This is a genomic window from Actinopolymorpha cephalotaxi (assembly GCF_013408535.1).
Lineage (GTDB): Bacteria > Actinomycetota > Actinomycetes > Propionibacteriales > Actinopolymorphaceae > Actinopolymorpha > Actinopolymorpha cephalotaxi.
Window position 1 is genome coordinate 4,832,928 of sequence record NZ_JACBZA010000001.1, and the last position, 25,946, is coordinate 4,858,873.

The 25,946-nt window shown below is 71.0% G+C and carries 21 protein-coding genes; 9 read left to right on the forward strand and 12 right to left on the reverse strand.

Annotated elements, in window-relative coordinates; all coding sequences use genetic code 11:
- Positions 1-57: 57 nt before the first annotated feature.
- Entirely contained in the window at positions 58-1,824 is a 1,767-nt protein-coding gene (locus tag FHR37_RS21295) for an ABC transporter substrate-binding protein (protein WP_175542415.1), read from the reverse strand.
- Between the two features lie 286 nt (positions 1,825-2,110).
- Here FHR37_RS21295 and FHR37_RS21300 point away from each other — a divergent pair, with 286 nt between their 5' ends.
- The 4 genes from FHR37_RS21300 to FHR37_RS21315 are packed head-to-tail and all read left to right on the forward strand — an operon-like array spanning position 2,111 to position 6,730.
- On the forward strand, positions 2,111-4,003 hold the full coding sequence (locus FHR37_RS21300; protein WP_092882405.1) for a 2-oxoacid:acceptor oxidoreductase subunit alpha: 1,893 nt from the start codon (positions 2,111-2,113) through the stop codon (positions 4,001-4,003).
- On the forward strand, positions 4,000-5,103 hold the full coding sequence (locus tag FHR37_RS21305) for a 2-oxoacid:ferredoxin oxidoreductase subunit beta (protein WP_092882404.1): 1,104 nt from the start codon (positions 4,000-4,002) through the stop codon (positions 5,101-5,103). Before FHR37_RS21300 ends, FHR37_RS21305 begins: the two co-directional genes overlap by 4 nt.
- Positions 5,100-6,116, forward strand: coding sequence for an EamA family transporter RarD (gene rarD / locus FHR37_RS21310; protein WP_237768669.1), 1,017 nt, complete (start codon positions 5,100-5,102; stop codon positions 6,114-6,116). The genes FHR37_RS21305 and rarD overlap by 4 nt, the downstream gene beginning before the upstream one ends.
- Before the next feature lie 29 nt (positions 6,117-6,145).
- Positions 6,146-6,730, forward strand: coding sequence for an MOSC domain-containing protein (locus FHR37_RS21315; RefSeq protein ID WP_092882403.1), 585 nt, complete (start codon positions 6,146-6,148; stop codon positions 6,728-6,730).
- Between the two features lie 4 nt (positions 6,731-6,734).
- Here the strand turns inward: FHR37_RS21315 and FHR37_RS21320 are convergent, their stop codons facing one another.
- Positions 6,735-7,436, reverse strand: coding sequence for a sulfotransferase family protein (locus FHR37_RS21320; protein ID WP_175542414.1), 702 nt, complete (start codon positions 7,434-7,436; stop codon positions 6,735-6,737).
- 14 nt (positions 7,437-7,450) lie between these two features.
- Here FHR37_RS21320 and FHR37_RS32640 point away from each other — a divergent pair, with 14 nt between their 5' ends.
- From FHR37_RS32640 to FHR37_RS21345, 5 genes are all read left to right on the forward strand, one after another.
- Positions 7,451-8,026 (forward strand): DUF427 domain-containing protein, encoded by a 576-nt coding sequence (locus tag FHR37_RS32640; protein WP_202817968.1) that lies wholly within the window; start codon positions 7,451-7,453, stop codon positions 8,024-8,026.
- A 122-nt stretch (positions 8,027-8,148) separates the two neighbouring features.
- Complete coding sequence (locus FHR37_RS21330; protein ID WP_092882401.1) at positions 8,149-9,093, forward strand: PhoX family protein; 945 nt, start codon at positions 8,149-8,151, stop codon at positions 9,091-9,093.
- 4 nt (positions 9,094-9,097) lie between these two features.
- Entirely contained in the window at positions 9,098-9,730 is a 633-nt protein-coding gene (locus FHR37_RS21335) for a nucleotidyltransferase family protein (protein WP_175542413.1), read from the forward strand.
- A gap of 58 nt (positions 9,731-9,788) precedes the next feature.
- A complete protein-coding gene (locus tag FHR37_RS21340; RefSeq protein WP_139238865.1) occupies positions 9,789-10,319 on the forward strand; it encodes a hypothetical protein in 531 nt (176 codons plus the stop codon).
- A gap of 12 nt (positions 10,320-10,331) precedes the next feature.
- Entirely contained in the window at positions 10,332-12,515 is a 2,184-nt protein-coding gene (locus FHR37_RS21345; protein WP_092882399.1) for a bifunctional polysaccharide deacetylase/glycosyltransferase family 2 protein, read from the forward strand.
- A gap of 16 nt (positions 12,516-12,531) precedes the next feature.
- Here FHR37_RS21345 and FHR37_RS21350 read toward each other — a convergent pair whose 3' ends face one another.
- The 10 genes from FHR37_RS21350 to nuoF all read right to left on the reverse strand — a co-directional run bounded on the left by FHR37_RS21350 (position 12,532) and on the right by nuoF (position 25,882).
- On the reverse strand, positions 12,532-13,533 hold the full coding sequence (locus tag FHR37_RS21350; RefSeq protein WP_092882398.1) for a polyprenyl synthetase family protein: 1,002 nt from the start codon (positions 13,531-13,533) through the stop codon (positions 12,532-12,534).
- A gap of 59 nt (positions 13,534-13,592) precedes the next feature.
- The gene (nuoN, locus tag FHR37_RS21355) at positions 13,593-15,155 is read right to left on the reverse strand and encodes an NADH-quinone oxidoreductase subunit NuoN (protein WP_092882397.1); all 1,563 of its coding nucleotides are present in this window, start codon (positions 15,153-15,155) and stop codon (positions 13,593-13,595) included.
- Positions 15,152-16,774 (reverse strand): NADH-quinone oxidoreductase subunit M, encoded by a 1,623-nt coding sequence (locus tag FHR37_RS21360; RefSeq protein WP_092882396.1) that lies wholly within the window; start codon positions 16,772-16,774, stop codon positions 15,152-15,154. Before FHR37_RS21360 ends, nuoN begins: the two co-directional genes overlap by 4 nt.
- On the reverse strand, positions 16,771-18,684 hold the full coding sequence (gene nuoL / locus FHR37_RS21365; RefSeq protein ID WP_092882493.1) for an NADH-quinone oxidoreductase subunit L: 1,914 nt from the start codon (positions 18,682-18,684) through the stop codon (positions 16,771-16,773). The genes FHR37_RS21360 and nuoL overlap by 4 nt, the downstream gene beginning before the upstream one ends.
- 82 nt (positions 18,685-18,766) lie before the next feature.
- Positions 18,767-19,066 (reverse strand): NADH-quinone oxidoreductase subunit NuoK, encoded by a 300-nt coding sequence (gene nuoK, locus FHR37_RS21370; RefSeq protein WP_092882395.1) that lies wholly within the window; start codon positions 19,064-19,066, stop codon positions 18,767-18,769.
- Entirely contained in the window at positions 19,063-19,992 is a 930-nt protein-coding gene (locus FHR37_RS21375) for an NADH-quinone oxidoreductase subunit J (RefSeq protein ID WP_092882394.1), read from the reverse strand. Before FHR37_RS21375 ends, nuoK begins: the two co-directional genes overlap by 4 nt.
- A complete protein-coding gene (nuoI, locus tag FHR37_RS21380) occupies positions 19,989-20,597 on the reverse strand; it encodes an NADH-quinone oxidoreductase subunit NuoI (protein ID WP_202817967.1) in 609 nt (202 codons plus the stop codon). The genes FHR37_RS21375 and nuoI overlap by 4 nt, the downstream gene beginning before the upstream one ends.
- Positions 20,590-22,017, reverse strand: coding sequence for an NADH-quinone oxidoreductase subunit NuoH (gene nuoH, locus FHR37_RS21385; RefSeq protein WP_092882393.1), 1,428 nt, complete (start codon positions 22,015-22,017; stop codon positions 20,590-20,592). Before nuoH ends, nuoI begins: the two co-directional genes overlap by 8 nt.
- Positions 22,014-24,563 (reverse strand): NADH-quinone oxidoreductase subunit G, encoded by a 2,550-nt coding sequence (locus FHR37_RS21390; RefSeq protein WP_092882392.1) that lies wholly within the window; start codon positions 24,561-24,563, stop codon positions 22,014-22,016. The genes nuoH and FHR37_RS21390 overlap by 4 nt, the downstream gene beginning before the upstream one ends.
- Positions 24,560-25,882: an NADH-quinone oxidoreductase subunit NuoF gene (gene nuoF / locus FHR37_RS21395; protein WP_092882391.1), complete on the reverse strand. Its 1,323-nt coding sequence runs from the start codon at positions 25,880-25,882 to the stop codon at positions 24,560-24,562. Before nuoF ends, FHR37_RS21390 begins: the two co-directional genes overlap by 4 nt.
- Positions 25,883-25,946 lie beyond the last annotated feature (64 nt).

The following is a 25,946-nucleotide window of genomic DNA, read 5'->3' on the forward strand; positions in this document are numbered from 1 at the left end:
CCGGCGCAAGCCGACCTTGCCTCGCCGCCGGCGTGTCAACCCGTGCTTGCGCGGGACCTATCGCACGTAGACCTGGCTGAAGTCCGGCATGCCACCCACCGAGTCGATGATCACGTTGCCCACCCGCGAACCGTGCAGCACCGTCGTACCGCCCTCGCCGAGGGGAACCGCCGGGAGGTACTTCTCCATGATGGTCTTGTCCAGTTGGCCCCACGCGGTCAGCGCCTTCTGCGCCGGCAGGTCGCTGATTCGGTCGATCTCGTCGTTGACCGCACTCACGTCGAGGAACGACGGAACCGGCGCGCCCGGCAGGTCGGCCTTCTTGCCGTCCAGGATCGCCGGCAGCACCGAGTCGCCGCTGGCCCAGTCCATGCACCAGCTGCCCTGGCGCAGGTTGGCCGGGCGGATCGAGTCGTCGGACAGGTCCCGCGCCAGCGACGACGGCGCCGCCATCGTCTTGACGGTGAAGCCCGCCCGGGTGAGCGCCTTCTTGCGTACGGCCGCGATCTTGGCCTCGAGTTCGTCGTCGGAGGAGTAGTAGAACGACAACTCGAAGCCGAGCTGGCCCGCGTCGGTGAGCAGCTTCTTCGCGGCCGCGGGGTCGCCGTCGCCCTCGCCCTTGTTGCCGATCACGTCGAAGTCCTGCCAGCCGGGCGTGGCCGACGGCATGATCGTCGTGGCCGGGCGCCAGGTCAGCCCGGGGATCTCGCCGCCGGCGCGGTTCTCCGAGGTCAGCGGCCACGCCCTGGCCACCGCGCGGCGTACCTCCAGCGGGATCTTCCGGGTGTCCATCCACATGTAGTTGCTGCACGGGCTGGGTCCGGTCACCAGCCGCCTGCGGGCGTCGGTGCCCCGGATCTCGTCGTAGTTCGAAGCCAGGATGTCGGCGTAGGTCAGCGCGGTCTGGTCCTCAGCCTTGTCGGCGATGACGCGGCGCTGCACCTCGTTGGTGTCCAGACCGAAGTCGAACACCATCTGGTCGACGTACTGGTGACGGTTCGGGTCGGTCTTCGGGTCCCACTCGGGGTTCTTCACCAGCACGAGCTTCTTGCCCGGGTCGTAGCTGCCGAACTTGTAGGGACCGGTGGCCAGCGGGTGGTTGCCGTAGTCGTCTCGGGTGTCCTTGGCCTTAGGGATCGGCGTGAACGTCGGCAGCGAGGTGTAGTAGCGCATCGACGGAAAGGGCTTTCGCATCTTCACGACGACGGTCTTCTCGTCGGGGGTGTCCACCCCTTCGAAGTCGTCGCCGCTCTTGTAGGGGCCCTTGTAGGAGTCGCCGCCGAGGTAGTAGTCCAGACCGTACGTCGGACCGCCGGACAGCTCGTCCTGCGCCAGTTGGCGTTTGATCGCGTACGCCACGTCGGCCGCCTTCACCGGCGACCCGTCCTCGTACTTCACCCCGTCCCGCAGGGTGAACTCCCACCGGGTGAAGTCGGCGTTCGGCCGCCCGAGGTCGGTGGCGAGGTCGGGCACCAGCACCGGCTTGCCCTTGACGTACTTCGTCTGGGTGAGGCCACGGGTGACCATCCGCATGATGGCGAGCGTGTCCAGGTGATAGACCCGCGTCGGGTCGAACGTGTGCGGCGTCGCCGAGGACAGCACGTGCAGTGTCCCGCCGCTGCGCGCGTCCTGCACCGCCGCTGCGGGCGCCTTCGCCTTCGCGTCCTGCGCCTCGTCGTAGGTCGACACGTTCCGGGGCGCCGACGAATCGTCGGAGGACCCGCCGGGCAGCAGGCTGCACGCGGACATCGCCGACGCCATCGCCACCGCGGCGACCGAGGCCGCGCAGACCCCGAACCGGCGTGGCCGACCGAATCCGGACATTGGTCGACGTGCGGGTCGGCTGGGTCGGCTGGGTCGTCGCATCGAGGGGTCCTCCCTGTGGCAGACCGAGGGTGAGCCGGCGAGAACACCCGAGGTTGCCGATCCGGCACCTCTTCTCGAACACCGAGAGCTACAGTCGACAAGCGCACTGCAACGATGTTCCACAGTGCGGTCGCCCCCACGGCACACCACGGCCCGGACGTAGCATAGAAGTACCAAATGGGATTGCGCCGCACAGGACGGCGGAGAACATTCCTGCGCGGGCGTCGAGGAGGTCGTTCACCCAGTGACCAAACAGGTCCTGCAGGTCGACCGTGTCATCATCCGATTTGCCGGGGACTCCGGAGATGGGATGCAACTGGCCGGTGATCGGTTCACCCAGGAAACCGCGTCGTTCGGAAACGATCTTTCGACGCTCCCCAACTTCCCGGCCGAGATCCGGGCTCCTGCCGGCACCCTGCCGGGAGTCTCTTCCTTCCAGATCCACTTCGCGGACCACGACATCCTGACGCCGGGCGACGCCCCGGACGTGCTGGTGGCGATGAACCCCGCGGCGCTCAAGGCCAACCTGCCGGAGCTGCCGCGCGGAGCCACCCTGATCGTCGACTCCGACGAGTTCACCAAGCGCAACCTCGCCCGGGTCGGCTACGACGCCAACCCGCTCGAGGACGGCTCGCTGGACGCGTACCAAACGCACTCCTTCCCGCTGACCGGCGCGACCGCCGAGGCGGTCAAGGAGTTCGGGCTGACCCGCAAGGACGCCTCGCGGTCCAAGAACATGTACGCCCTGGGCCTGGTGTCCTGGCTCTACAACCGCCCGACCGACTCGACCCTGTCGTTCCTGCACGCGAAGTTCGCCCGCAATCCCGCCGTCCGGGACGCGAACGTCGCGGCCTTCCGGGCGGGGTGGAACTTCGGCGAGACCGCGGAGGCGTTCGCCGTCTCCTACCAGGTCAAGCCGGCGGAGATGAAGGCCGGCCGCTACCGCAACATCTCCGGCAACCTCGCCCTGGCGTACGGCCTGATCGCCGGCGCCCGGCGCGCCGACCTGCCGATGTTCCTCGGCTCCTACCCGATCACCCCGGCCAGCGACGTCCTGCACGAGCTGAGCAAGCACAAGCGGTTCGGCGTCACGACGTTCCAGGCCGAGGACGAGATCGCCGGCGTGACCGCGGCACTCGGTGCGGCGTTCGGCGGCGCCCTCGGCGTCACCACGACGTCCGGGCCGGGCATGGCGCTGAAGGCGGAGACGATCGGCCTCGCGGTGGCGCTGGAGCTGCCGCTGGTCGTCTGCGACATCCAGCGCGCCGGCCCGTCCACCGGCATGCCGACCAAGACCGAGCAGGCCGACCTGCTGCAGGCGATGTACGGCCGCAACGGCGAGGCGCCGCTGCCGATCGTCGCGCCCCAGTCGCCGGCGGACTGCTTCGACGCCGCGATCGAGGCCGTCCGGATCGCGGTCACCTACCGCACCCCGGTGATCCTGCTGTCCGACGGCTACCTCGCCAACGGCTCCGAGCCGTGGCGGATCCCGAAGACCGCGGAGCTGCCGGAGATCCGGGCCGACTTCGCCACCGAGCCCAACCACCAGACCGAGGACGGCGACAGCACGTTCTGGCCGTACAAGCGCGACCCGGAGACCCTCGCCCGTCCGTGGGCGGTGCCCGGCACGCCCGGCCTCGAACACCGCGTCGGCGGACTGGAGAAGGCCGACGGCCACGGCAACATCTCCTACGACGCGGCCAACCACGAGCTGATGGTGCGCACCCGGCAGGCCAAGGTGGACGCCGTGACCCGCTCGATCGCGCCGCTGGAGGTGGACGACCCCACCTCCGACGCGCGGATCCTGGTGCTCGGCTGGGGTTCGACGTACGGCCCGATCGGCGCCGCCTGCCGGGCGGTGCGCGAGCACGGCATCCCGGTCGCCCAGGCCCACCTGCGCCACCTCAACCCGTTCCCGCCCGACCTCGGTGAGGTCCTGCGCAGCTACGACCGCGTGCTGGTCCCGGAGATGAACCTCGGCCAGCTGTCGATGCTGCTGCGCTCCCGCTACCTGGTCGACGTCGTGAGCTACAACCGCGTGCGCGGCATGCCGTTCAGCGCGAGCGAGCTCACCGGCGCCATCACCGAACTCGCGGGATCGCTCGACCTCGAGCAGACGGAGGAGTCCCCCCGATGAGCGCAACCGACCTGCCCGTTCCCGGTCTGCGCGGCGTCACCACCACCGACCTGCCGCAGAACCGCAAGGACTTCACCTCCGACCAGGAGGTGCGCTGGTGCCCCGGCTGCGGCGACTACGCGATCCTCGCCGCGGTGCAGGGTTTCCTGCCCGAGCTGGGCGTTCCGCGCGAGAACATCGTGTTCGTGTCCGGGATCGGCTGCTCCAGCCGGTTTCCGTACTACCTGAACACCTACGGCATGCACAGCATCCACGGCCGGGCGCCCGCGATCGCCACCGGTCTGGCGACGTCGCGGCCCGACCTGTCGGTGTGGGTGATCACCGGTGACGGCGACGGGCTGTCCATCGGCGGCAACCACCTGATCCACGCCCTGCGCCGCAACGTCAACCTCAACATCCTGCTGTTCAACAACCGCATCTACGGACTCACCAAGGGGCAGTACTCCCCCACGTCCGAACGCGGCAAGATCACCAAGTCGACGCCGATGGGTTCGCTGGACGCGCCGTTCAACCCCGTCTCGCTGGCGCTCGGCGCGGAGGCGACGTTCGTGGGGCGGACGCTGGACACCGACCGCAAGCACCTCACCTCGGTGCTGCGCTCGGCCGTAGCCCACCGGGGCACGTCGCTGGTGGAGATCTACCAGAACTGCAACATCTACAACGACGGCGCGTTCGACCTGCTCAAGGACAAGGACACCCAGGACGAGGCGGTGATCCGGCTCAAGCACGGGCAGCCGATCCGGTTCGGCGCCGGCGGCGAGCTCGGCGTGGTCCGCGACCCGGCCTCCGGGGCGCTGCGGGTGGTGCCGGTCGCCGAGGTCGGGACCGACGCGCTCCTCGTCCACGACGCGCATTCCGACGACCCGGCGACCGCGTTCGCGCTGTCCCGGCTGTCCGACGCGCAGACGTTGGCGCGTACGCCGATCGGCATCTTCCGCGACGTGGACCGGCCGTCCTACGACGACCTCGCCCGCGAGCAGGTCCGGCTGGCCCAGGACCAGCACGGCACCACCACCGACACCGGCTCCGAGGTCGGCAACGCCGACCTCGACCAGCTTCTGCGCGGGTCCGACACCTGGACCGTCGGCGCGGACGCGTGAGTACGGGCCTGTCGGAGGAGTCCGCCGGCTCGCCCTCCCACCGCACCGCGTCACCCACGCAAGTCCAAGGCCAGGCCCCCGTCGACGAGAACCGGCGGGGGCTGGTCTTCGGGGCTGCGGCCTACGCCGCGTGGGGCCTCTTCCCGCTGTACTGGCCACTGCTGCAGCCCGCCGGGTCGCTGGAGATCCTCGCCCACCGGATGGTGTGGTCGCTGCTGTTCGCGGTGGTCGTCCTCCTCGTCCGGCCCCGCCGGGGCTGGTGGGCCCGGCTGCGGAGAAGCCCGGCGACCGTCGGCTACCTCGCCGTCGCCGGCCTGGTCATCACGGTCAACTGGGGCACCTACATCTGGGCGGTCAACCACAACCACGTGGTGGAGACCGCGCTCGGCTACTACATCAACCCGCTGGTGATCGTGCTGGTCGGCGTGGCGCTGTTCGGCGAACGCCTCAACCGCGTGCAGTGGACGGCGATCGGCCTGGCCGGCATCGCGGTCGTCATCCTCACCGTGTCGCACGGCCGGCCGCCCTGGGTGGCGTTCATCCTCGCGCTGAGCTTCACGACGTACGCCTACTGCAAGAAGAAGGCGAACGTCGCCGCCATCGAGAGCCTGATGGTGGAGACCTCGGTGGTGACGCCGCTCGCCCTCGGCTACCTGCTCTGGCTGCAGGTGCAGGGGACCGCGGCGTTCGGGCACCACGGCGCCGGGCAGGCGGTGCTGCTGGCCGGAGCCGGAGTGGTGACGGCGATTCCGCTGCTGCTGTTCGCCGGTGCGGCCACCCGGGTGCCGATGACGCTGCTCGGCATCCTGCAGTACCTCGCGCCGACGCTGCAGTTCCTGCTCGGCGTCGTCGTGTTCCACGAGCCGATGCCGCCGGACCGGCTGGTGGGCTTCGGTTTCGTATGGTTGGCAGTGATCGTCTTCACCTGGGACGGGCTGCGCCGGCGGCGCCGTACGGCCGCCGGGAAGGCCGTACGATCCGCCGTTCCGGTGCCGGTCACCGAGCCGGACTGATGGAAGAACCGCGACGAGGGGCGGAACGCATGGACCTGAACGCGACGGGTGCGCCCGGTGAGGCGAGCATCGGTAACGGTGTCGTACGAGCGGTCAGCAGCAGCGGGAAGCACACGTTCAACAAGCCGGGCCGCGACCGCATCCGGCTGCTCGCCGGACTCGGCGTGGAAGGCGACGCGCACCTGGGTACGACCGTGAAGCACCGCTCTCGGGTGGCCCAGGACCCGACCCAGCCGAACCTCCGCCAGGTCCACCTCATCCACGCCGAACTCCTCGCCGAGGTCAACGCGGAGGGGTACGACGTGGCGCCGGGTCAGCTCGGGGAGAACGTCACCACCGAGGGCGTCGACCTGCTCGGCCTGCCGACCGGCACGCTGCTCCGGCTCGGCGACGAGGCCGAGGTCGAGGTGACCGGCCTGCGCAACCCCTGCGTGCAGATCGAGAACTTCCGCACCGGACTGCTCGCCCGGATGGTGGGCCGCGCCGAGGACGGTTCGATCGTCCGCCGCGCCGGCATCATGGGCATCGTGCGGACCGGCGGCGAGGTGGCGCCGGGCGACCCGATCGTGGTCACCCTTCCGCCGCCACCCCACCACCCGCTCGAACGCGTCTGACGCCTCAGGAGCCGGACTTGCGCAGGTCCTCCAGGGTGAGGCCGTCGGGGATGTCGCCGGTGCGCGCGCGTTCGGCCATCCGCCGCATCGTGTCGCCGTCGTTCAGGTGCGGGTAGCCCGAGTCCGGCTCGGGCACGCCGAGGAAGTCGCACAGCGGCTCCCACCCGTCGCGTGCCTCGTGCACGAGCAGCCGGTCGGCGGGCACGGTCTCCCGTACGGTCGCGATGTGGCGTTCGAACACGTCCACCGCGTGGTCCTCGGCCGGCATCTCCTCCCCCATCTGCTCACCGAACGTCCCGGCCCACAGGCGGCCGAGCACCGGCGCGATCGGGTTCGGCGGCCGCTGCCCCGCCTGCTCGGCGCGCGCGCCCTCGCGGGTGAAGGTGAAGATCGTGTCGCGCACGCTGGCATACCACCGGTGCGGGTCGCGCACCGTCAACAGCACCTTGGCGTCCGGGTAGGCGGCCATCAGCTCCCGCCAGTAGTACGAACTCGGCCAGTCCACCGACGACTGGTAGCCCTCCAGCGCCCAGCCCCAGTCGGCCCGGCCGTCGCTCTCGATGACCTGCCGCCACTTCCCCTGCTGCGCCGGAGACTGGATCACCTCGAACATGTGGTGGCAGGGGCCCAGGCCCAACTGCTCCAGCGCGGCCTTCATCGACGTGGTGCCGGTCCGCGGGAACCCCGCACCGATGACTTTCAGCATCGCCCACCTTCCCCGTGCCTGCCTGGTTCGCGGTCTGCTTCCGTCCGGACAACGAGACCGACCCCGGCGTGGGTGCCCACACAGTGGGGCGAATCGGACCGGTCGCGGACATCCGGTCCGACCTCCGCTCCCCACCACGCCTGCTCGCACCCGCCCGTACGGTGGAGGGGGAAGCGCACCCCACAACCCCACAGCCCCACAGCCCCATAGCCAGGACGGAGATCACCGTGGCCGTACGCAACTTCCACCAGGTCAGCGTCGCCCCGAGCAACCGGCACGTGCGGATCGAACGCGACGGCCAGGTCGTCGCGGAGACCGACCGGGCGCTGGTGCTGACCGAGACCGGGCTGGCCGACCGCCTCTACATCCCCGCCGAGGACGTACGGGCGGACCTGATGGCGGCCACCGACTCGCACACGACCTGCCCGTTCAAGGGGGTCGCGTCGTACTGGGCGTTCGCCGACGACGAGTCGGCCGGGGACGTGGCCTGGGCCTACCCCGAGCCGATCGAGGACGTGGCGCAGATCAGGGATCACCTGTCGTTCTACGCCGAGGCGGTCCAGACCTACGTCGACGGGGTACGCCAGTAGGGGTACGTCTTTAGGGGTACGCCGGCACGACCCCGTCCGTTCAGCTTCGCGCCGTTGGCCGGCTGCCACGGGCGCCTACCGTCGCGATCGGTGTCACCCCGATCCGACCTGGAGGCGCCCGGATGAACCCCCTGTCGTCCCTGCTGCCGCGGCAGTTCTCGCGGGCCTCGGTGCCCGGCTCCGCCGGTGACGGCACGGCCGTACTGCCGCTGGAGTGGTCGAGCGGCCGAAGCTGCCACCGCGGCGCCGGCCAGGCCCTGATGGTGGTGGGGCGCGAGGCGGCCGGTGCGTCCGCCGGCGCCCTGACCGGACTCTGCGAGCTGTCCGTGGTGGCGGTCCGGCGGGCCGGCCCCGACGACCCGGCCGGGCAGTGGCAGGAGGTCACCTCCGGCGACCGGCCGTACAACCGCCGGTTCACCGAGACGGCGCCGTTCGTCCTCACCGGGCCGGCCGCCGGGCACCGGCTGCTGCGTACCGTCGCCGACCCCTCCGGCCGCCGCGTGGTGGGCACGTCGGCTCGCCGGTGCCTGGCCGTGACGCACTGGGGTACGACGCTGCACGGTGAGCGGGCCATCCACACCGGCGCCGACGTGGACCCGCACGAGGCCCACCGGTTCGGCTGGCTGGTCGAACTCGACCCCTACGACCCGGACGCGACGCCGCGCAAGCGCACCATGCTGGGGCGGTTCGAACGGGACCGGGTGGCGATCTCGCTCACCGCGGACGGCCGGGTCGTGGTCGACATGGTCGACATGACAGGCACGGCCGGCACCGCCGACTCGATCGGCATCGCCGACCCGGACGGCGCGCGCTACCGGTTCGTGTCCCGTGATCGCGTGCGGGGCGGCACCACCGCCGCCGAGCACCGCCACAACATGGCCCTGCTCGACCACGGCACGTTGTCCGCCGGCCGGCCCGGTACGGACACCTGGGTCCCGCTGTGTGACGACGCGCGGTCGTTCGTGCCCGGCCGGTCGGTCACCGAGGTCCTGCTCGACCCACGGTCGGCGGCACAGTCGGCGGCACAGTCGGCGGCGCAGTCGGAGGACCCGCTGCGGCTACGGTGACGTCATGACTGTGGCCGGGCTGCTCCTCGCCGCCGGCGCCGGGAAGCGGCTGGGCCGTCCCAAGGCGCTGGTCGACCTCGGCGAGCGGCTGCTCGTCGAGCGCGGGCTCGGCACCCTGACCGCCGGCGGCTGCGCGCCGGTCCACGTCGTCCTGGGCGCGGCCCACGACGAGGTGCTCGCCACCGCCGACCTGACCGGCGCGACCGTCGTACACAACCGGGACTGGCGTACCGGCCTCGCGTCGTCCCTGCGTGCGGGCCTCGCCTCCCTGCCGCCGGAGGCCGAGGCGGTCGTGGTCGCCCTGGTGGACCAGCCGCTGGTCACCCCCGAGGTTGTTCGCCGGCTGCGGCAGGTGTACGACAGCAGCTCAGCCGACTCAGTCGGCTCAGCAGAGGCGGTCGCCGCCGTCGCGACGTACGACGGAAAGCCCCGCAATCCCGTGCTGCTCGCCCGGGCCAGCTGGGCCGACGTCGCCGCAAAGGCGTCCGGGGACACCGGCGCCCGGGCCTACCTTCGCGCGCACCAGGGGATCGTCACGAGGGTTCCCTGCGACGGCGCCGGCGCGCCCGACGACGTGGACACGCCCGAGGAACTGGCCACGCTACGGCGACGCCTGTTGGCTCAGAGTCGCCCTTGACCAACTCCGGGAGTCCGACCGTGCCAAACCGGTCCAACCACTCCTACACTGGGCCGCCGTGCCAAACCGACCAGGCGGAAAACACGCGGTGTTCGTGGACGACTCCGGACGCCGACATCGTCGTGTCCGCAGGGCGGGGCTGATCCTCGGCGGGGTCGTGGTGGTGTCGCTGGCGCTGCTGTGCATCAGCCTGATCAGCGGGTCGGGGCTGCCGTCGACGCCGTGGAGCCTCGGCCGGCCCGCCTCGGTGCCGGAACGCACGGCGACGCCCACGCCGTCCCCTTCCACGAGTTCGCAGGTGTCCGAACGCACCCGGAAGACGCGGTCCCCGGCGCCGGACGCCCGCACCACCGACAAGGCCACGCCGTCGCCCCTCCCGACAGCGACCCGGCCGGTTCCCCGGCCCACGCCCACCGTCACGAGGGCGCCGACCACGCGACCCGCGCCGACGCCGGTGCCCACCCGCACGTCCGCGCCCACACCGACTCCCACGCCGACCGCGACGCCACGCCGCAGCAACACGCCGACGCCGACCTCGAAGCCGCGCGGGCGAGAGTCACACTCCCCCACGCCTCGGCCCAAGCCGTAGCCCCCCGCTGACGTGGCCAGGCACCTACGGATCCGCGAACCCCGCCACCACTGGCTCCTGGTGGGACTGCTGCTGGCCACCCTGGTCGGCGTCCTGCTGGTGCAGGGGTACGTCCAGCGCAGCTGGAACGACGTCACCGGCGCGCCACGGACGACGGCCGGCGGCGATCGGGCCCCGCGGGAGGTCCTGCGGGACGACCGGCCGGTCCTCGACCTCAGCGGTGACCGTCCGAACGCCGCGGCGATGCCCGACCGCACCGTCGCCCTCACCTTCGACGACGGGCCGGACCCGCGATGGACGCCGCGGATCCTGGAGGTGCTGCGCCGCCACCGGGCCAGGGCGACGTTCTTCGTCCTCGGCTCCAAGGTCGCCGCCCACCCGGCGCTGGCCCGGCGGATCGTGGCCGAGGGGCACGAGGTCGGGTCGCACACGTACACCCACGTCGACCTCGCCCGTACGCCCACCTGGCAGCGCGGGCTGGAACTCGGCCTGACCCAGAAGGCCCTCGCCGGCTCGCTCGGCCTGCACACGCACCTGCTGCGGCCGCCGTACTCCGCCAAGCCCACCGAGCTCACCGGCGCCGACTACGCCGCGGCGCGAGACGCCGGGCGGGCCGGCTACCTCGTGGTGCTCGCCGACCGCGACACCAAGGACTGGTCCGGCCTGACCGAGGGCCAGATCGTGGCGCGGGCAACGCCGTCCGGACAGCGGGGCGCGATCGTTCTGATGCACGACGGCGGCGGTGACCGGTCCAGGACCGTCGCCGCCCTGGACACCCTGCTGACCCGCCTGGACGAGCGCGGATACCGCGTCACCACCGTCTCCGACGCGCTGCACCTGCGGCACACGGCCGTGCCGGTGAGCCTCCCGGAACGCATCGCGGGAGGCACCGTCGTCGCCGCCCAGCAGGCCGGCCGGATCGCGGCGGTCGGGCTCACCTACGCACTGGCCGCCGCCGGCGTGCTCACCGTGGGCCGAGTGGTGATCCTGGCCGCCATCGCCCGGCTGCACGTGGGCCGGGCCCGCCGCAACCGTCGCCGGCCACCGGCCAACGAACCGGAGTGGTACTACCCGCCGGTCTCGGTCGTCGTGCCCGCGTACAACGAGGCGGCCGGCATCGCCGCGACGGTCGGCTCACTCGTGCGGACCACCTACCCGGGTCCGGTGGAGGTGGTCGTGGTCGACGACGGCTCGACCGACGACACCGCCCGGATCGCCCGTGAGCTCGACCTGCCCGGGGTGACGGTCCTCTCCCAGGCCAACGCCGGCAAGCCGGCCGCGCTCAACACCGGCATCGCGTACGCCCGGCACGAGATCCTGGTCCTGGTCGACGGCGACACGGTGTTCCAGCCGGACACCATCGCCCACCTGGTCGCCGCGTTCGCCAACCCCACCGTCGGAGCGGTCAGCGGCAACACCAAGGTGGGCAACACGGGCGGGATCCTGGGTCGCTGGCAGCAGATCGAGTACGTCGTCGGCTTCAACCTCGACCGGCGGATGTACGACGTGCTGGAGTGCATGCCGACCGTGCCGGGCGCGATCGGTGCGTTCCGCCGGCAGGCGCTGGCCGACGCGGCCGACCCCGCCGGGCCGGGGAGCACGTACGCCATGACCGGCCCGGTGAGCGTCGACACCCTGGCCGAGGACACCGACCTGACGATGGCGGTGTGCCGGGCCGGCTGGCGGGTGGTCTACGAGGAGACCGCGGTGGCCTGGACGGAGGCGCCCAGCTCGCTGCGGCAGCTGTGGCGGCAGCGCTACCGCTGGTGCTACGGGACGTTGCAGTCGATGTGGAAGCACCGCCGCGCGCTCGTCGAACGCGGACCCTCGGGACGGTTCGGCCGCCGGGCGCTTCCCTACCTCGCGGTCTTCCAGGTCGCGCTGCCGCTGCTGGCTCCGGCCGTCGACGTGTTCGCGCTGTACGGCCTGTTCTTCGGCGAGGCGGTGCGGGTGGTCGGGGTGTGGGCCGCGTTCGTGGCGGTGCAGGCGCTGGTGGGGGCGTACGCGCTCCGGCTGGACGGGGAACGCCTCACGCCCCTGTGGACGCTGCCGCTGCAGCAGTTCGTCTACCGCCAGCTGATGTACCTCGTGGTGATCCAGTCGGTGGTCACGGCGGTGGCGGGTGCCCCGCTGCGCTGGCACGCGATGCGGCGGGAAGGTACGTTCGCGCGGCGCGACCCGGCCTCGGCGGTGTGAGCTCGGCGGGAGACCCTCAGCCGGTACGCGAGACCACGAGGTCGCACAGCCCGGCCAGCGCGTCCCGGGCGGGAAGGTCGGGCAGGTAGCCCAGCGTCGCCCGGGCCTCGTCGGCCCACTGCTGCACGATCGCCCGGGCCTGGTCCATCGCCGGGTGCGCCCGCAGCAGGGACAGCGCCTCGGCGTGCCGGGCGTCGTCGGGCAGCGGGCCGGACAGCAACTCCAGCAGCCGCGCGTCGGCCGGGTCGGTGGACCGCTGCGCCAGCAGCATCGGCAGCGTCGGGATGCCCTCGCGCAGGTCGGTGCCGGGTGTCTTGCCGGACTGGTCCGCGTCGCTGGCGATGTCGATCACGTCGTCGGAGAGCTGGAACGCGATCCCGATCTTCTCGCCAAACTCCGTCACCACGCGTTCGATGTCGCCCGGGGCGCCGGCGACCTTGGCCCCGAGCCGCGCCGAGGTGGCGATCAGCGAGCCGGTCTTGTCGGCGAGTACGGCGAGGTAGTGCTCGAGCCGGTCCTCGTCCTCGGTCGGCCCGAGCGTCTCCCGGATCTGCCCCTCGACCAGCCGGGCGAACGTCTGCGACTGGATGCGGACCGCCTCCAGGCCGAGGTCGACCATCCGGTCCGAGGCCCGGGCGAAGAGGTAGTCGCCGGTGAGGATCGCGACGGTGTTGTCCCACCGGGCGTTCGCGCTCGGGGCGCCGCGGCGCAGCGCCGCCTCGTCCATCACGTCGTCGTGGTGCAGCGTCGCCAGGTGGATCAGCTCCAGCGCGGTGGCCACCGCCACCACGTCGCCGGCCGAGGAGGAGGGCTTGCCGAACTCCGCCCCCAGCACCACCAGCAGCGGCCGGAACCGCTTGCCACCTGCGTGGATCAGGTGCTGGGCCGCCTCGGTGACGAAGCCGAACTCGCTGGCCGCCACCCGGTCCAGCTCGTCCTCGACCTCGGCCAGCCGGCGGCGTACCCGAAGGTCGAGGTCGCCGTCGACCGAAGGCAACGTGAGACCGGCCATGCTCATCGACGTCCCCTCCCTCCGAGTGTCGCACTGCTCCAGACCGAACGGGTTGGCCGCCCGGCTCAGCCCACCAGGTGGGCGGCGCGCGCCGCGAGGTCCAGCAGCGGACCCGGCAGCAGGCCGAGCACGAGCGTGGCGGCGACACCGACCGCGACCGCGACGGACGTGAAGATGCTGGGCACCGCGATGGTCGGTCCCTCCGCGGCCGGCGTGGAGAAGAACATCACCACGATCACCCGGACGTAGAAGAACGCGGCCACGACACTGGCCAGCACGCCGAACACGACCAGCGGCCACGCACCACCCTGCCACGCGGCGCTGAACACTGCCCACTTACCCATGAAACCGCTGGTCAGCGGGATTCCGGCGAACGCGAGCAGGAACAGCGCCATCGCACTGGCCAGCAGCGGGGACCGCCGGCCGAGCCCGGCCCAGCGGGACAGGTGGGTCGCCTCGCCACTCGCGTCGCGGACCAGCGTCACCAGGCCGAACGCGCCGATCGTGGCGAAGCCGTACGCGGCGAGGTAGAACAGCACGCCGGACAGGTTGGCCGAGATCGCCTCGCGTACCCCGACGAACCCGACCAGCAGGAAGCCGGCGTGGGCGATCGAGGAGTACGCCAGCATCCGCTTGATGTCGGTCTGGGTGAGAGCCAGCACCGCGCCGACCGCCATCGTGAGGATGGCGACGACCCAGATCATCGGCTGCCAGTCCCAGCGGGCGGCGCCGAGAGCGACGTAGAACAGCCGCAGCAGGGCGCCGAACGCGGCGATCTTCGTGCAGGCCGCCATGAACGCGGTGATCGCGGTCGGCGCACCCTGGTAGACGTCCGGCGTCCACATGTGGAACGGCGCGGCGCCGATCTTGAACAACAGCCCCACCGCGACCAGCGCGGTCCCGGCCAGCAGCAGGCCGTCCGTGCCGACCTTGGCGCCCACCGCGGTGGCGATGCCGCCGAAGCTGATGGTGCCGGCGAAGCCGTACAGCATCGCCATGCCGTAGAGGAAGAACGCCGAGGCGAACGCGCCGAGCAGGAAGTACTTCATCGCGGCTTCCTGCGACAGCAGCCGGCGCCGGCGGGCCAGCCCGCACAGCAGGTACAGCGGCAGCGACAGCACCTCGAGCGCGACGAACATCGTCAACAGGTCGTTGGCAGCCGGGAACAGCAGCATGCCGCTGACCGCGAACAGGAACAGCGGGAACACCTCGGTCTGCTCCAGCCGGCGGCCCAGCGACTCCCGCTCGGCCTCCGTCCCGGGCAGTGCCGAGGCCTGCGCGGCGAACGCGGTCACGCCGCCGTCGACGGCGCGTTCGGCCAGCAGCAGCACCGAGATGATCGCCATCACCAGCACGGTGCCCCACAGGAACAGCGTGAAGCCGTCGACCGCGACCGCCCCCTCGGCGGCCACCTGCGACGTGCCGGCCAGCCCGATGGTGGTGGCGAGTGCCGCCACCAGGGCGAGCAGCGTCACCGTCACCTGGGCGGCGTAGCGCAGCCTGCGCGGAAGGAACGCCTCGATGAGAATGCCGACGATCGCCACGCCGAAGATGATGAGCAGCGGCGCGATCTTGGCGTACTCGATCGTCGGGCTCTTGAACTCCTGGGCCAGGATGATCGGAGTCACTTCGTACCTTCCGAAGGAGCCGTGACGGGGACCTTGGGTGCCGGGTCGGTGACACCGACCCGCTTCATCGTCGCGTCGACAGCGGGTGAGATGACATCGAGCGCCGGCTTGGGGAACACCCCGAGCGCGATGATCAGTACGACCAGCGGAGCGATCGCGAGCTTCTCCCGGCCACGCAGGTCGGGCATCTTCGCCACCGCCGCGGCGGTCGGGCCGGTCATCGTGCGCTGGAAGAGGATCAGCATGTACAGCGCAGCCAGGATGATGCTGCAGGTGGCGATGATCGCCGCCACCTCGTACCGCTTGAACGTGCCCGCCAGTGCCAGGAACTCACTGACGAACGGCGCCAGCCCGGGCAGCGCGAGCCCGGACAGGGCGGCGAACAGGAACGTGCCGGACAGCACCGGCGCCACCTTGTCCACCCCGCCGAAGTCGGCGATCCGCGACGAGCCGCGCCGGCTGATGAGGTAGCCGCCGACCAGGAACAGCGCCGCCGTGGACAGGCCGTGGTTGAGCATGTAGAGCGTCGCGCCGGTCTGGCCCTGGCTGGTCATCGCGAAGATGCCGAGCACGATCACCCCGAAGTGGGAGACCGAGCTGTAGGCGATCACCGTCTTGATGTCCTTCTGCCCGATCGCGAGGACCGCGCCGTAGATCACGCTGATCACCGCCAGCACGATGATCGCCGGGGTGGCCCACTGCGAGGCCTCCGGGAACAGCTGCAGGCACAGCCGGATCATCCCGAACGTGCCGATCTTGTCCAGGATCGACACCAGCAGCACCGAGGTGCCGGGGGTCGCCTCCCGGGCGGCGTCGGGCAGCCAGGTGTGCAGCGGCCACATCGGCGCCTTGATCGCGAACGCGATGAAGAACCCGGCGAACAGCCACTTCTGGGTGGCCGGGTCGATGTTCAGCTCGGTCAGCGAGTGCAGCAGGAACGACGGGTCGCCCTTGGTCTGCACGGTCGACAGGGCGTACAGGCCGATCACCGAGGCCAGCATCAGCAGGCCGCCGACGAGGCTGTAGATCAGGAACTTCACCGCGGCGTAGCTGCGGCGCGGACCGCCGAACCGGCCGATCAGGAAGTAGATCGGGATCAGCGTGGCCTCGAACAGCACGTAGAACAAGAACACGTCGGTGGCCGCGAACACGCCGAGGGCCAGCGTCTCCAGCGCCAGCATCAGCGCGAAGAACGTCTTCACGCTGCTGCGCTCGCGCTCCGGCTGCTCGGCGTCGGTGGGCTGCCCGGTCACGTCGACCGCCGCGCCCGCCGCCCGGGCCGGTGCGTCGGCGTCGTTCCACGAGGCCAGGATCACCACCGGCGTGAGCAGCGCGGTGAGCAGGAACAGCACCAGGCCGATGCCGTCCAGGCCGAGGGCGTAGTGGACGCCGAACTGCGGGATCCAGCTGTGCTGCTCGGCGAACTGGAACCTGCCGCCGCTCGCGGCCGCCGGGTCGAACCGCACCGCCATCACCACGGCGAGCACGAGTGCGACCGTGGAGAAGGCAAGCGCGGTCTGCTTCGCGAGCAGGTCGCGCCCCTTCGGGAGCAGCGCCACGACGAGCGCCCCGACGGCGGGGAGCACGCCGATGACGGTCAGCCAAGGGAAGTTGTTCACGACAGCCTCACCAACAGCATGGACACGACGACGAGGGCGGCGCCCCCGATCATGACGAGTGCGTACGAACGGACGAAGCCGGTCTGGACCCGCCGGACCCGGCCGGACACGCCACCGAAGAAGGCGGCGAGGCCGTTCACCACGCCGTCGACTCCGCGGTTGTCGAAGCCGACCATCCCGCGGGTCACCTCCTGACCGGGACGCATGAGGACGACCTCGTTGACGGCGTCGCCGTACAGGTCGCGACGGGCGGCGGTGGTGATCGGCGAGACCTTGACCGGCGCGACCGTCGGCACCTCGCGGCGGGCCACGAACAGCCAGGCGACCGCGATGCCGAGCAGCACCACCAGCAGGGTGACGATGGTCAGCAGGACCAGCGGGAACGGCAGGTGGGCTTCCTTCTCACCGACGACCGGCTCCAGCCACTTCACGATCCCGCCGCCGAGGTAGGCCAGGCCGGCACCACCCACGAGGCTGAGGAACGCCAGCAGGATCAGCGGGACGGTCATCACCGACGGCGACTCGTGCGGGTGCGTGTCCTTGGCCCAGCGCTTGTGACCGAGGAAGGTCATGTAGACCAGCCGGGTCATGTAGAACGCGGTGACGCCGGCGCCGAGCAGCGCGCAGAGCCCGATCCAGAAGTTCGAGGCGAACGCCACCTCGATGATCTTGTCCTTGCTGAAGAACCCGGCGAACGGCGGGATGCCGATGATCGCGAGGTATCCCACGAAGAACGTGCCGAAGGTGATCGGCATGAACTTCCGCAGGGCGCCGTACCGGCGCATGTTCACCTCGTCGTTCATGCCGTGCATCACCGAGCCGGCGCCGAGGAACATGTCGGCCTTGAAGAAGCCGTGCGTCAGCAGGTGGAAGATCGCGAAGGCGTACCCCACCGGCCCGAGCCCGGCAGCCAGCATCATGTAGCCGATCTGGCTCATCGTGGAGCCGGCCAGCGTCTTCTTGATGTCGTCCTTCGCGCAACCGATGACCGCACCCATCAGCAGCGTGATCGTGCCGACGAGGACGACCGCGGTCTGCGCGACCGGCGCCTGGTCGAAGATCGCGTTGGAGCGGGTGACGAGGTAGACGCCCGCGGTCACCATCGTCGCGGCGTGGATCAGCGCCGACACCGGGGTCGGGCCCTCCATCGCGTCCAGCAGCCAGGACTGCAGCGGGAACTGCGCGGACTTCCCGCACGCGCCCAGCAGCAGCAGGAATCCCAGCGCGGTGGCGATGCCGGTGCCGGCGGCGCCCACGTGGGAGAAGACACCGGCGAACGAGGAGGTGCCGAACGTCGCCAGCATCAACATCACCGCCAGCGACAGGCCGACGTCACCGACGCGGTTGACGACGAACGCCTTCTTGGCCGCCGTCGCCGCGGAGTGCTTGTGCTGCCAGAAGCCGATCAGGAGGTACGACGCCAGGCCGACACCCTCCCAGCCGATGAAGACCACGAGGAAGTCGTTGGCCAGCACCAGCAGCAGCATCGCCGAGACGAACAGGTTGAGGTATCCGAAGAACCTCTTCCGCCGCTCGTCGTGGGCCATGTAGCCGAGGGAGTAGATGTGGATGATGCTGCCCACGCCGGTGATCAGCAGGACGAAGCACACCGACAGCTGGTCCAGCAGCAGCCCCGCCTCGACGTGGTAGCCGGGCAGCGGGATGAACGTGTACAGCTGCTGGGCGACCGCCCGGTCCTCCGGGCCGCGGCCGACCATGGAGAAGAACATGACCGCGCCGAGCACGAACGACGCGATCGGTGCGGCGCAGCCGAGGAGGTGTCCCCAGGCGTTGCCGGCCCGGCCGCTCAGCAGGATCACCGCTGCCGAGACCGCCGGGATGGCGACGATCAGCCACAGCAGCGAGAAGACGCCGCTCGCGTGGGCCGCTTGCTCGCCGGCCAGCGCCAGGGCGCTCACAGGGGTGGTCACGTGAGTCTCGCCTCTCGGATCGAAACGGGCCGCTCGGGGCCGTGGTCGGGTGTCGGCCGCATCAGAACTTCAGCAGGCTCGCGTCGTCGACCGAGGCCGAGCGACGGGTCCGGAAGATGGTCATCAGGATCGCCAGACCGACGACGACCTCGGCGGCGGCCACCACCATCACGAAGAACGCCACGACCTGCCCGTCGAGGTTGCCGACCTGGCGGGCGAAGGCCACGAACGCCAGGTTGCCGGCGTTCAGCATCAGCTCGACGCACATGAACACGACGATCGCGTTGCGGCGTACGAGCACGCCCAGCGCACCGATCGTGAACAGCAGCGCCGACAGCACGATGTAGGGACCGGCGGTCATGCGTCACCTCCGTGGGAAGTACCGCCTCGGGAGGAACCGCCTTCGGGTGAACCGCCCTCGTGGGAGCCGGCCGTGCCGTTGCCGTTGTGCGCCGTCCCCGAGTAGTCGGTGCCGTTCTCGGCGGCCGTCTCGTCGGTCGGGCGGCCGTCGGCGCCGCGGGTTGCCCGCGGCTGCGGCGTGCCGGTGTACGGCTCGAGGCCGGGCACCTGGTTGGTGTAGCGCTCGGGGTCGCGGACCGTGCCCCGGGCGATGAGCACCCGGGAGACCGAGGACTGCGCCGCGGTCCCGTCCGGCAGCAGGGCCGGGGTGTCGACCGCGTTGTGCCGGGCGAACGTGCCGGGCGCCGGGTGCTGACCGGGGTGGCGGCCCTTGTCGGCGTACAACCGGAACCGCTGTTCGGCCAGCTGCTTCTGGGTCACCTTCTCGGTGAGCTGCTCGCGGTGGGCCAGGATCATCGCACCCACGGCCGCGGTGATCAGCAGGGCGCTGGTGACCTCGAACGCGAAGACGTACTTGGAGAACAGCAGCGACGCGAGACCGGGGACGTTGCCGTCGGGCGTGGCCGCGGCCAGGCCGACCGGCTTGCCCAGGGTGACCTGGCCGAGTGCGACCAGGATCAGGATCCCGAACAGCAGGGAACCCCCGACCGCCATCCACCGCTGCCCGCGCAGGGTCTCCACCACCGAGTCGGACGCGTCCACGCCGACCAGCATCAGGACGAACAGGAACAGCATCAGGATGGCGCCGGTGTAGACGATCACCTGGACGGCGAACAGGAACGGCGCGTCCAGGCTGGCGTACATGATGGCGAGGCACATCATCACCGCCGCCAGGAGCAACGCGCTGTGCACCGCCTTCCGGACGAGCACCATGCCCAGGGCGGCGAGCACCGCGATCGGTGCCAGCACCCAGAACGTCGCGGTCATGAGTGCGCCGCCTCGCTCTCCACGTTCGTGTCGTTCCCGTCCTTCGTGTCCTTCTCGTCCTGCTCGGACCCGCCCCGGCCGGACCAGCCGGGCAGGCCGGCGCCCATGTAGTAGTCCTTCTCGTCGTCACCGAGCCGCATCTCGTGCGGCGGCTCCTCCATGCCGGGCAGGAGCGGTGCGAGCAGGTCCTTCTTCTCGTAGATCAGGTCGGCGCGGTTGTCGTCGGCGAGCTCGTACTCGTTGGTCATCGTGAGCGCCCGGGTGGGGCACGCCTCGATGCACAGCCCGCAGAGGATGCAGCGCAGGTAGTTGATCTGGTAGACGCGGCCGTACCGCTCACCGGGCGAGAACCTGCCGCCCTCGGTGTTGTCCGCGCCCTCGACGTAGATCGCGTCGGCCGGGCAGGCCCAGGCGCACAGCTCACAGCCGACGCACTTCTCCAGCCCGTCCGGGTGGCGGTTGAGCTGGTGCCGGCCGTGGAACCGCGGCGCGGTGGGCTTCTTCTCGAAGGGGTACTGCTCGGTGAAGACCTTCCGGAACATCGTCGTGAAGGTCACCCCGAACCCTGCGATCGGGTCCCAGAGCTGCTGCTTGAGACTAGCCACGGGAGTCCTCCTGGCCTGCGCTGTCTGTCGATCGGCCGGCGGTGCCCGAACCGCCTGGCCCGGTCTCGCGGGCGGCGCCCGCGTCGGCGGACACGGCCACCGCGGCGGGTTGCAGACCGGGCACCTTCTGTCCGGGCATCGGCGGGACAGGGTATCCACCGCTGAACGGGTCGAAGTCCACCCGGTCGGCTTCCTCCCTCGCGGCCTCCTCCGCCTGCTCCTTGCGGGCCGCCCTCGCGTCGTAGACGAAGGACAGCGCCAGGACCACGAGGATCACCGCGCCGATGCCGTAGAAGAACTGGCGCTGGTAGCCCGCGCTCAGGGTGGCCCGCGCGGTCGCCACGAAGACCGTCCACACCAGCGCGATCGGGATCAGGAACTTCCAGCCCAGTCGCATGAACTGGTCGTACCTGAACCGCGGCAGGGTCCCGCGCAGCCAGATGAACACGAACATGAAGACCAGCACCTTGCCGATGAACCACACGAACGGCAGCCAGCCCTCGTTGGCACCCGACCACATCGACAGCGGCCACGGCGCCCGCCAGCCGCCGAGGAACAGCGTGGTCGCCAGCGCGGAGACCGTCACCATGTTGACGTACTCGGCGAGGAAGAACAGGAGGTACTTCATCGAGGCGTACTCGGTGGCGAAGCCGGCCACCAGCTCACCCTCGGCCTCCGGCAGGTCGAACGGCGCCCGGTTGGTCTCGCCCACCATCGACACGAGGTAGATGAGGAACGACGGGAGCAGCACGATGGCGTACCAGCTGGGCAGCTGGATGGTCAGCCCGAAGATGTGCGCCGCGCTGCCGTGCGCCTGCGCGTTCACGATCTCCGACGTCGACATCGAGCCGGAGTAGAGGAACACCGCGACGAACGCGAGGCCCATCGCGACCTCGTAGGAGATCATCTGCGCCGACGAGCGCAGACCACCCAGCAGCGGGTACGTCGAACCGGAGGACCAGCCGCCGAGCACGATGCCGTAGATGCCGAGCGAGGCCACCGCGAGCACCAGCAGCACCCCGACCGGAAGGTCGGTCAGCTGCAGCGGCGTGCGGTGTCCGAAGATGCTCACCTCGGGCCCGAGCGGGATCACCGAGAACGCCGTGAACGCCATCGCCGCGGAGATCACCGGCGCCATCACGTAGATCACGGTGTCGACGTTCTTCGGCTTGATCGTCTCCTTCAGCGACAGCTTGACGCCGTCGGCGAGGCTCTGCAGCAGACCGAAGGGGCCGTGCACCTTGGGCCCGGTGCGGTGCTGCATCCGGGCCACGACCTTGCGCTCGAACCACACGTTGAAGATCGTGAACACCAGCAGCAGCACCGTGATGCCGAGCGCCTTGATGAGGACGATCCACCACGGGTCCTTGCCGAACGCCGCCAGCTCACCGGCGGCGAGTGGCAGCACAGCGGTGGTCATGCCGTACCTCCCTGACTGGCGGTCGAGCCGGCGGCCGACCCGTTCGGAGACTGATGGTCCGTCGCGGTGCTGTCGACCGGCTGAGGTGCCCGCTCGGCCCGGGCGACGTCCACGAGCGCGCCGGCGTCGGCGCCGAGCGTGTCGTACACGTGCGACCCCGTGGAGTGGGTGGGAACCCACACCACCTGGTCGGGCAGGTCGGCGACCTCGACCGGCAGGTGCAGCCGGCCGTGGGTCGTGGAGACCTCTACCGCGTCGCCCTCGACGACCCCGAGGGCCGTCGCGGTCGTCGCGGACAGGCGCGCCCGCACCGGGCGGGCGGTGCCGGCGAGGTTGGGCTCTCCGGCCAGCAGGGCGCCGTCGTCGATCAGCTGCGGCCAGGTCGCGAGGACCGCCTCGCCCGCGCTCGGCTGGGCGGGCTCGGGTGCGGGCAGCCGCGGCGGCACCGCGCGGGTGCCGTCCCAGGCGCCCAGCTCGGTCAGCTCGGCGCGGGCGCCCTCGACGGTGGTGAAGCCGAGCGGCGCGTCGAGCTCGTCGGCGAGGCCGGCCAGCACCCACAGGTCGGGCTGCTGCCCGCCCTCGGCGAGTGCCCGCTCGAACGGGCGGGCGCGGCCCTCCCAGTCGACGAACGAGCCGGCCTTCTCGGCCACCGCGGCGACCGGGAACACCACGTCGGCGTACTTCGTGACCTCGGTCGGGGACAGCTCCAGGCTGACCACGAACGCGGCTCGCTCCAGCCCGGCGCGCGCGGCGGCCGGGTCGGGCAGGTCGTCGATCTGCACGCCGCCGACCACCAGCGCACCCAGCTCGCCGTCGGCGGCCTCGGTGAGCATGGTCGAGGCGTCCCGGCCGGGCTCGATCGGCAGCTCGCCGACGCCCCACGCCGCGGCCACGTCGACCCGGGCGGCGGCGTCGAAGCTCGGCCGGCCACCGGGCAGCAGGTGCGGGAGGCAGCCCGCGTCCACCGCGCCGCGCTCACCCGCGCGGCGGGGAACCCAGGCCAGCCGCGCACCGGTCTCCTCGGCCAGCCGGAGTACGGCCGACAGGGCACCGGAGGACGCGGCCAGGCGGGACCCGACCAGGATCACGGCGTTCGGGCCGCGCAGCGCCTCGGCGGCGGCTCGGCCGGCCTCGTCCAGACCGCTGTCCGTGCCGCTCACGCTGAGGGCGTCCAGGAACTCCGCCTCCGTGCCGGGTGCGGCCCGCAGCAGCGAGCCGGACAGCTTCTCCAGCCCGGACGTGGTGTACGGCGCCATCGAGGTGACGGTGGTGCCGCCCTTGCTGACCGCCTTGCGCAGCCGCAGGAAGACGATCGGCGCCTCCTCCTCGACCTCCAGGCCGACCAGCAGGACCGCGCTCGCGCGCTCCAGGTCGCGGTAGGTCACGCCGAGGCCGGAGCCGGCGACGGCGGCGCTGAGGAAGTCCGCCTCCTCGTGGGAGTGCGGCCGGGAACGGAAGTCGACGTTGTTGGTGTTCAGCGCCACCCGGGCGAACTTGGAGTACGCGTAGGCGTCCTCCAGCGTCACCCGGCCGCCGGTCAGCACACCGGTGCGGCCGCGGGCGGCGGCCAGCCCCTCGGCGGCCACCCGGAACGCCTCCGACCACGAGGCCGGGCGCAGCTCACCGTCGTCCTCGTCGCGGACCAGCGGGTGGGTGAGGCGGTCGGTGGTCGCGGCGTACCGGAAACCGAACCGGCCCTTGTCGCAGATCCACTCCTCGTTGACCTCGGGGTCGTCGCCGGCCAGCCGGCGCATCACCTTGCCGCGCCGGTGGTCGGTACGGATCGAGCAGCCGTTGGAGCAGTGCTCGCAGGTGCCCGGCGTGGACACCAGGTCGAACGGACGCGAGCGGAAGCGGTACTGCGCGCTGGTGAGCGCGCCGACCGGGCAGATCTGGATGGTGTTGCCGGAGAAGTAGCTGGAGAACGGCTCCTTCTCGTAGATGCCGACCTGCTGCAGCGCGCCGCGCTCGAGCAGCTCGATGAACGGGTCGCCGGCCACCTGCTTGGAGAAGCGGGTGCACCGCGCGCACAGGACGCAGCGCTCGCGGTCGAGCAGCACCTGGCTGGAGATGTTGATCGGCTTGGGGTAGGTGCGCTTCACCTCGGTGAAGCGGCTCTCCGGCCGGCCGTTGCTCATCGCCTGGTTCTGCAGCGGGCACTCGCCGCCCTTGTCGCAGACCGGGCAGTCCAGCGGGTGGTTGATCAGCAGGAACTCCATGATTCCCTGCTGCGCCTTGTCCGCCGTACCGGATGTCAACTGGGTCTTGACGACCATGCCCTCGGCGGCCTCGATCGTGCAGGAGGCCTGCGGCTTGGGGAAGCCGCGGCCGTTGCCCGCGTCGGGGATGTCGACCAGGCACTGCCGGCAGGCACCCACCGGGTCCAGCAGCGGGTGGTCGCAGAACCTCGGGATCTGCACCCCGATCATCTCCGCGGCCCGGATCACCAGGGTGCCCTTCGGCACGCTCACCTTGACGTCGTCGATGGTGAGCGTGACGAGGTTCTCCACCTCGGCCGACGTCTGGTCGGACGCCTGCACTGTCATACGCCAACTCCTGCGGTCGCAGTCTCGGCCCCGAACAACGTGGCGGCGGCCGGGTCGAACGGGCACCCGCCGTGTTCGAAGTGCGCGACGTAATCGTCGCGGAAGAACTTGATGGACGACATGATCGGGGCGACGGCGCCGTCGGCCAGGGCGCAGAACGACCGGCCGGCGATGTTGTCGCACAGGTCGAGCAGCGTCTCCAGGTCGTCGGTGCTCCCCTCGCCCCGCTCCAGGCGTTCGAGGATCTGCACCAGCCACCAGGTGCCCTCCCGGCAGGGAGTGCACTTGCCGCACGACTCGTGCTTGTAGAACTCCGTCCACCGCAGCACCGCCCGCACCGCGCAGGTGGTGTCGTCGAACATCTGCAGGGCGCGGGTGCCGAGCATGCTGCCGGCGCCCATCATCCCCTCGTAGTCGAGCGGCACGTCGAGGTGTTCGTCGGTGAGCATCGGCGTGGAGGACCCGCCCGGCGTCCAGAACTTCAGCCGGTGCCCGGCGCGGATCCCGCCGGCCAGGTCCAGCAGCTCGCGCAGGGTGATGCCCAGCGGCCCTTCGTACTGTCCCGGCCGCTCGACGTGCCCGGACAGGGAGTAGATGACGTGGCCCTTGCTCTTCTCGGTCCCCATGCCGGCGAACCATTCCGGTCCGTTGGCGACGATCGCCGGAACCGAGGCGATGGACTCGACGTTGTTGATGACAGTGGGCGAGGCGTACAGACCCGCGACGGCCGGGAAGGGCGGCCGCAGCCGAGGCTGACCCCGGCGACCCTCCAGGGAGTCGAGCAGGGCGGTCTCCTCACCACAGATGTAGGCGCCCGCGCCCGCGTGCACCACGACGTCGAGGTCGTAGCCGGTGTCGAGGATGTTGCGGCCGATGTAGCCCGCGGCGTAGGCCTCCTGCACCGCCTGCTGCAGCCGGCGGATGACGTGCAGCACCTCGCCGCGTACGTAGATGAACGCCTGCCGCGCGCGGATGGCGTACGCCGAGATGATGACGCCCTCCACCAGCGTGTGCGGGCTGGCCATCATCAGCGGGATGTCCTTGCAGGTGCCCGGCTCGGACTCGTCGGCGTTGACGACGAGGTAGCGCGGCTTGTCACCGAGCGGCGGCAGGAAGCCCCACTTCATCCCGGTGGGGAAGCCGGCGCCGCCCCGGCCGCGCAGGCCGGAGTCCTTGACCATGGCCACGACCTCTTCGGGCTCGCGGCCGAACGCCTGCCTGAGCGCTTCGTACCCGCCCTGGTCGGCGTAGGCGCGCATGGTCCACGAACCCTGCCGGCCCCAGTTGGCCGTGAGTACCGGCGTCAGCGGATCGGTCATCGCTGTCCCCTCTCACCGTCGGCACCGTCGGCACGGCCCGCGTTGTCGGCGTTCTCCGCACCGC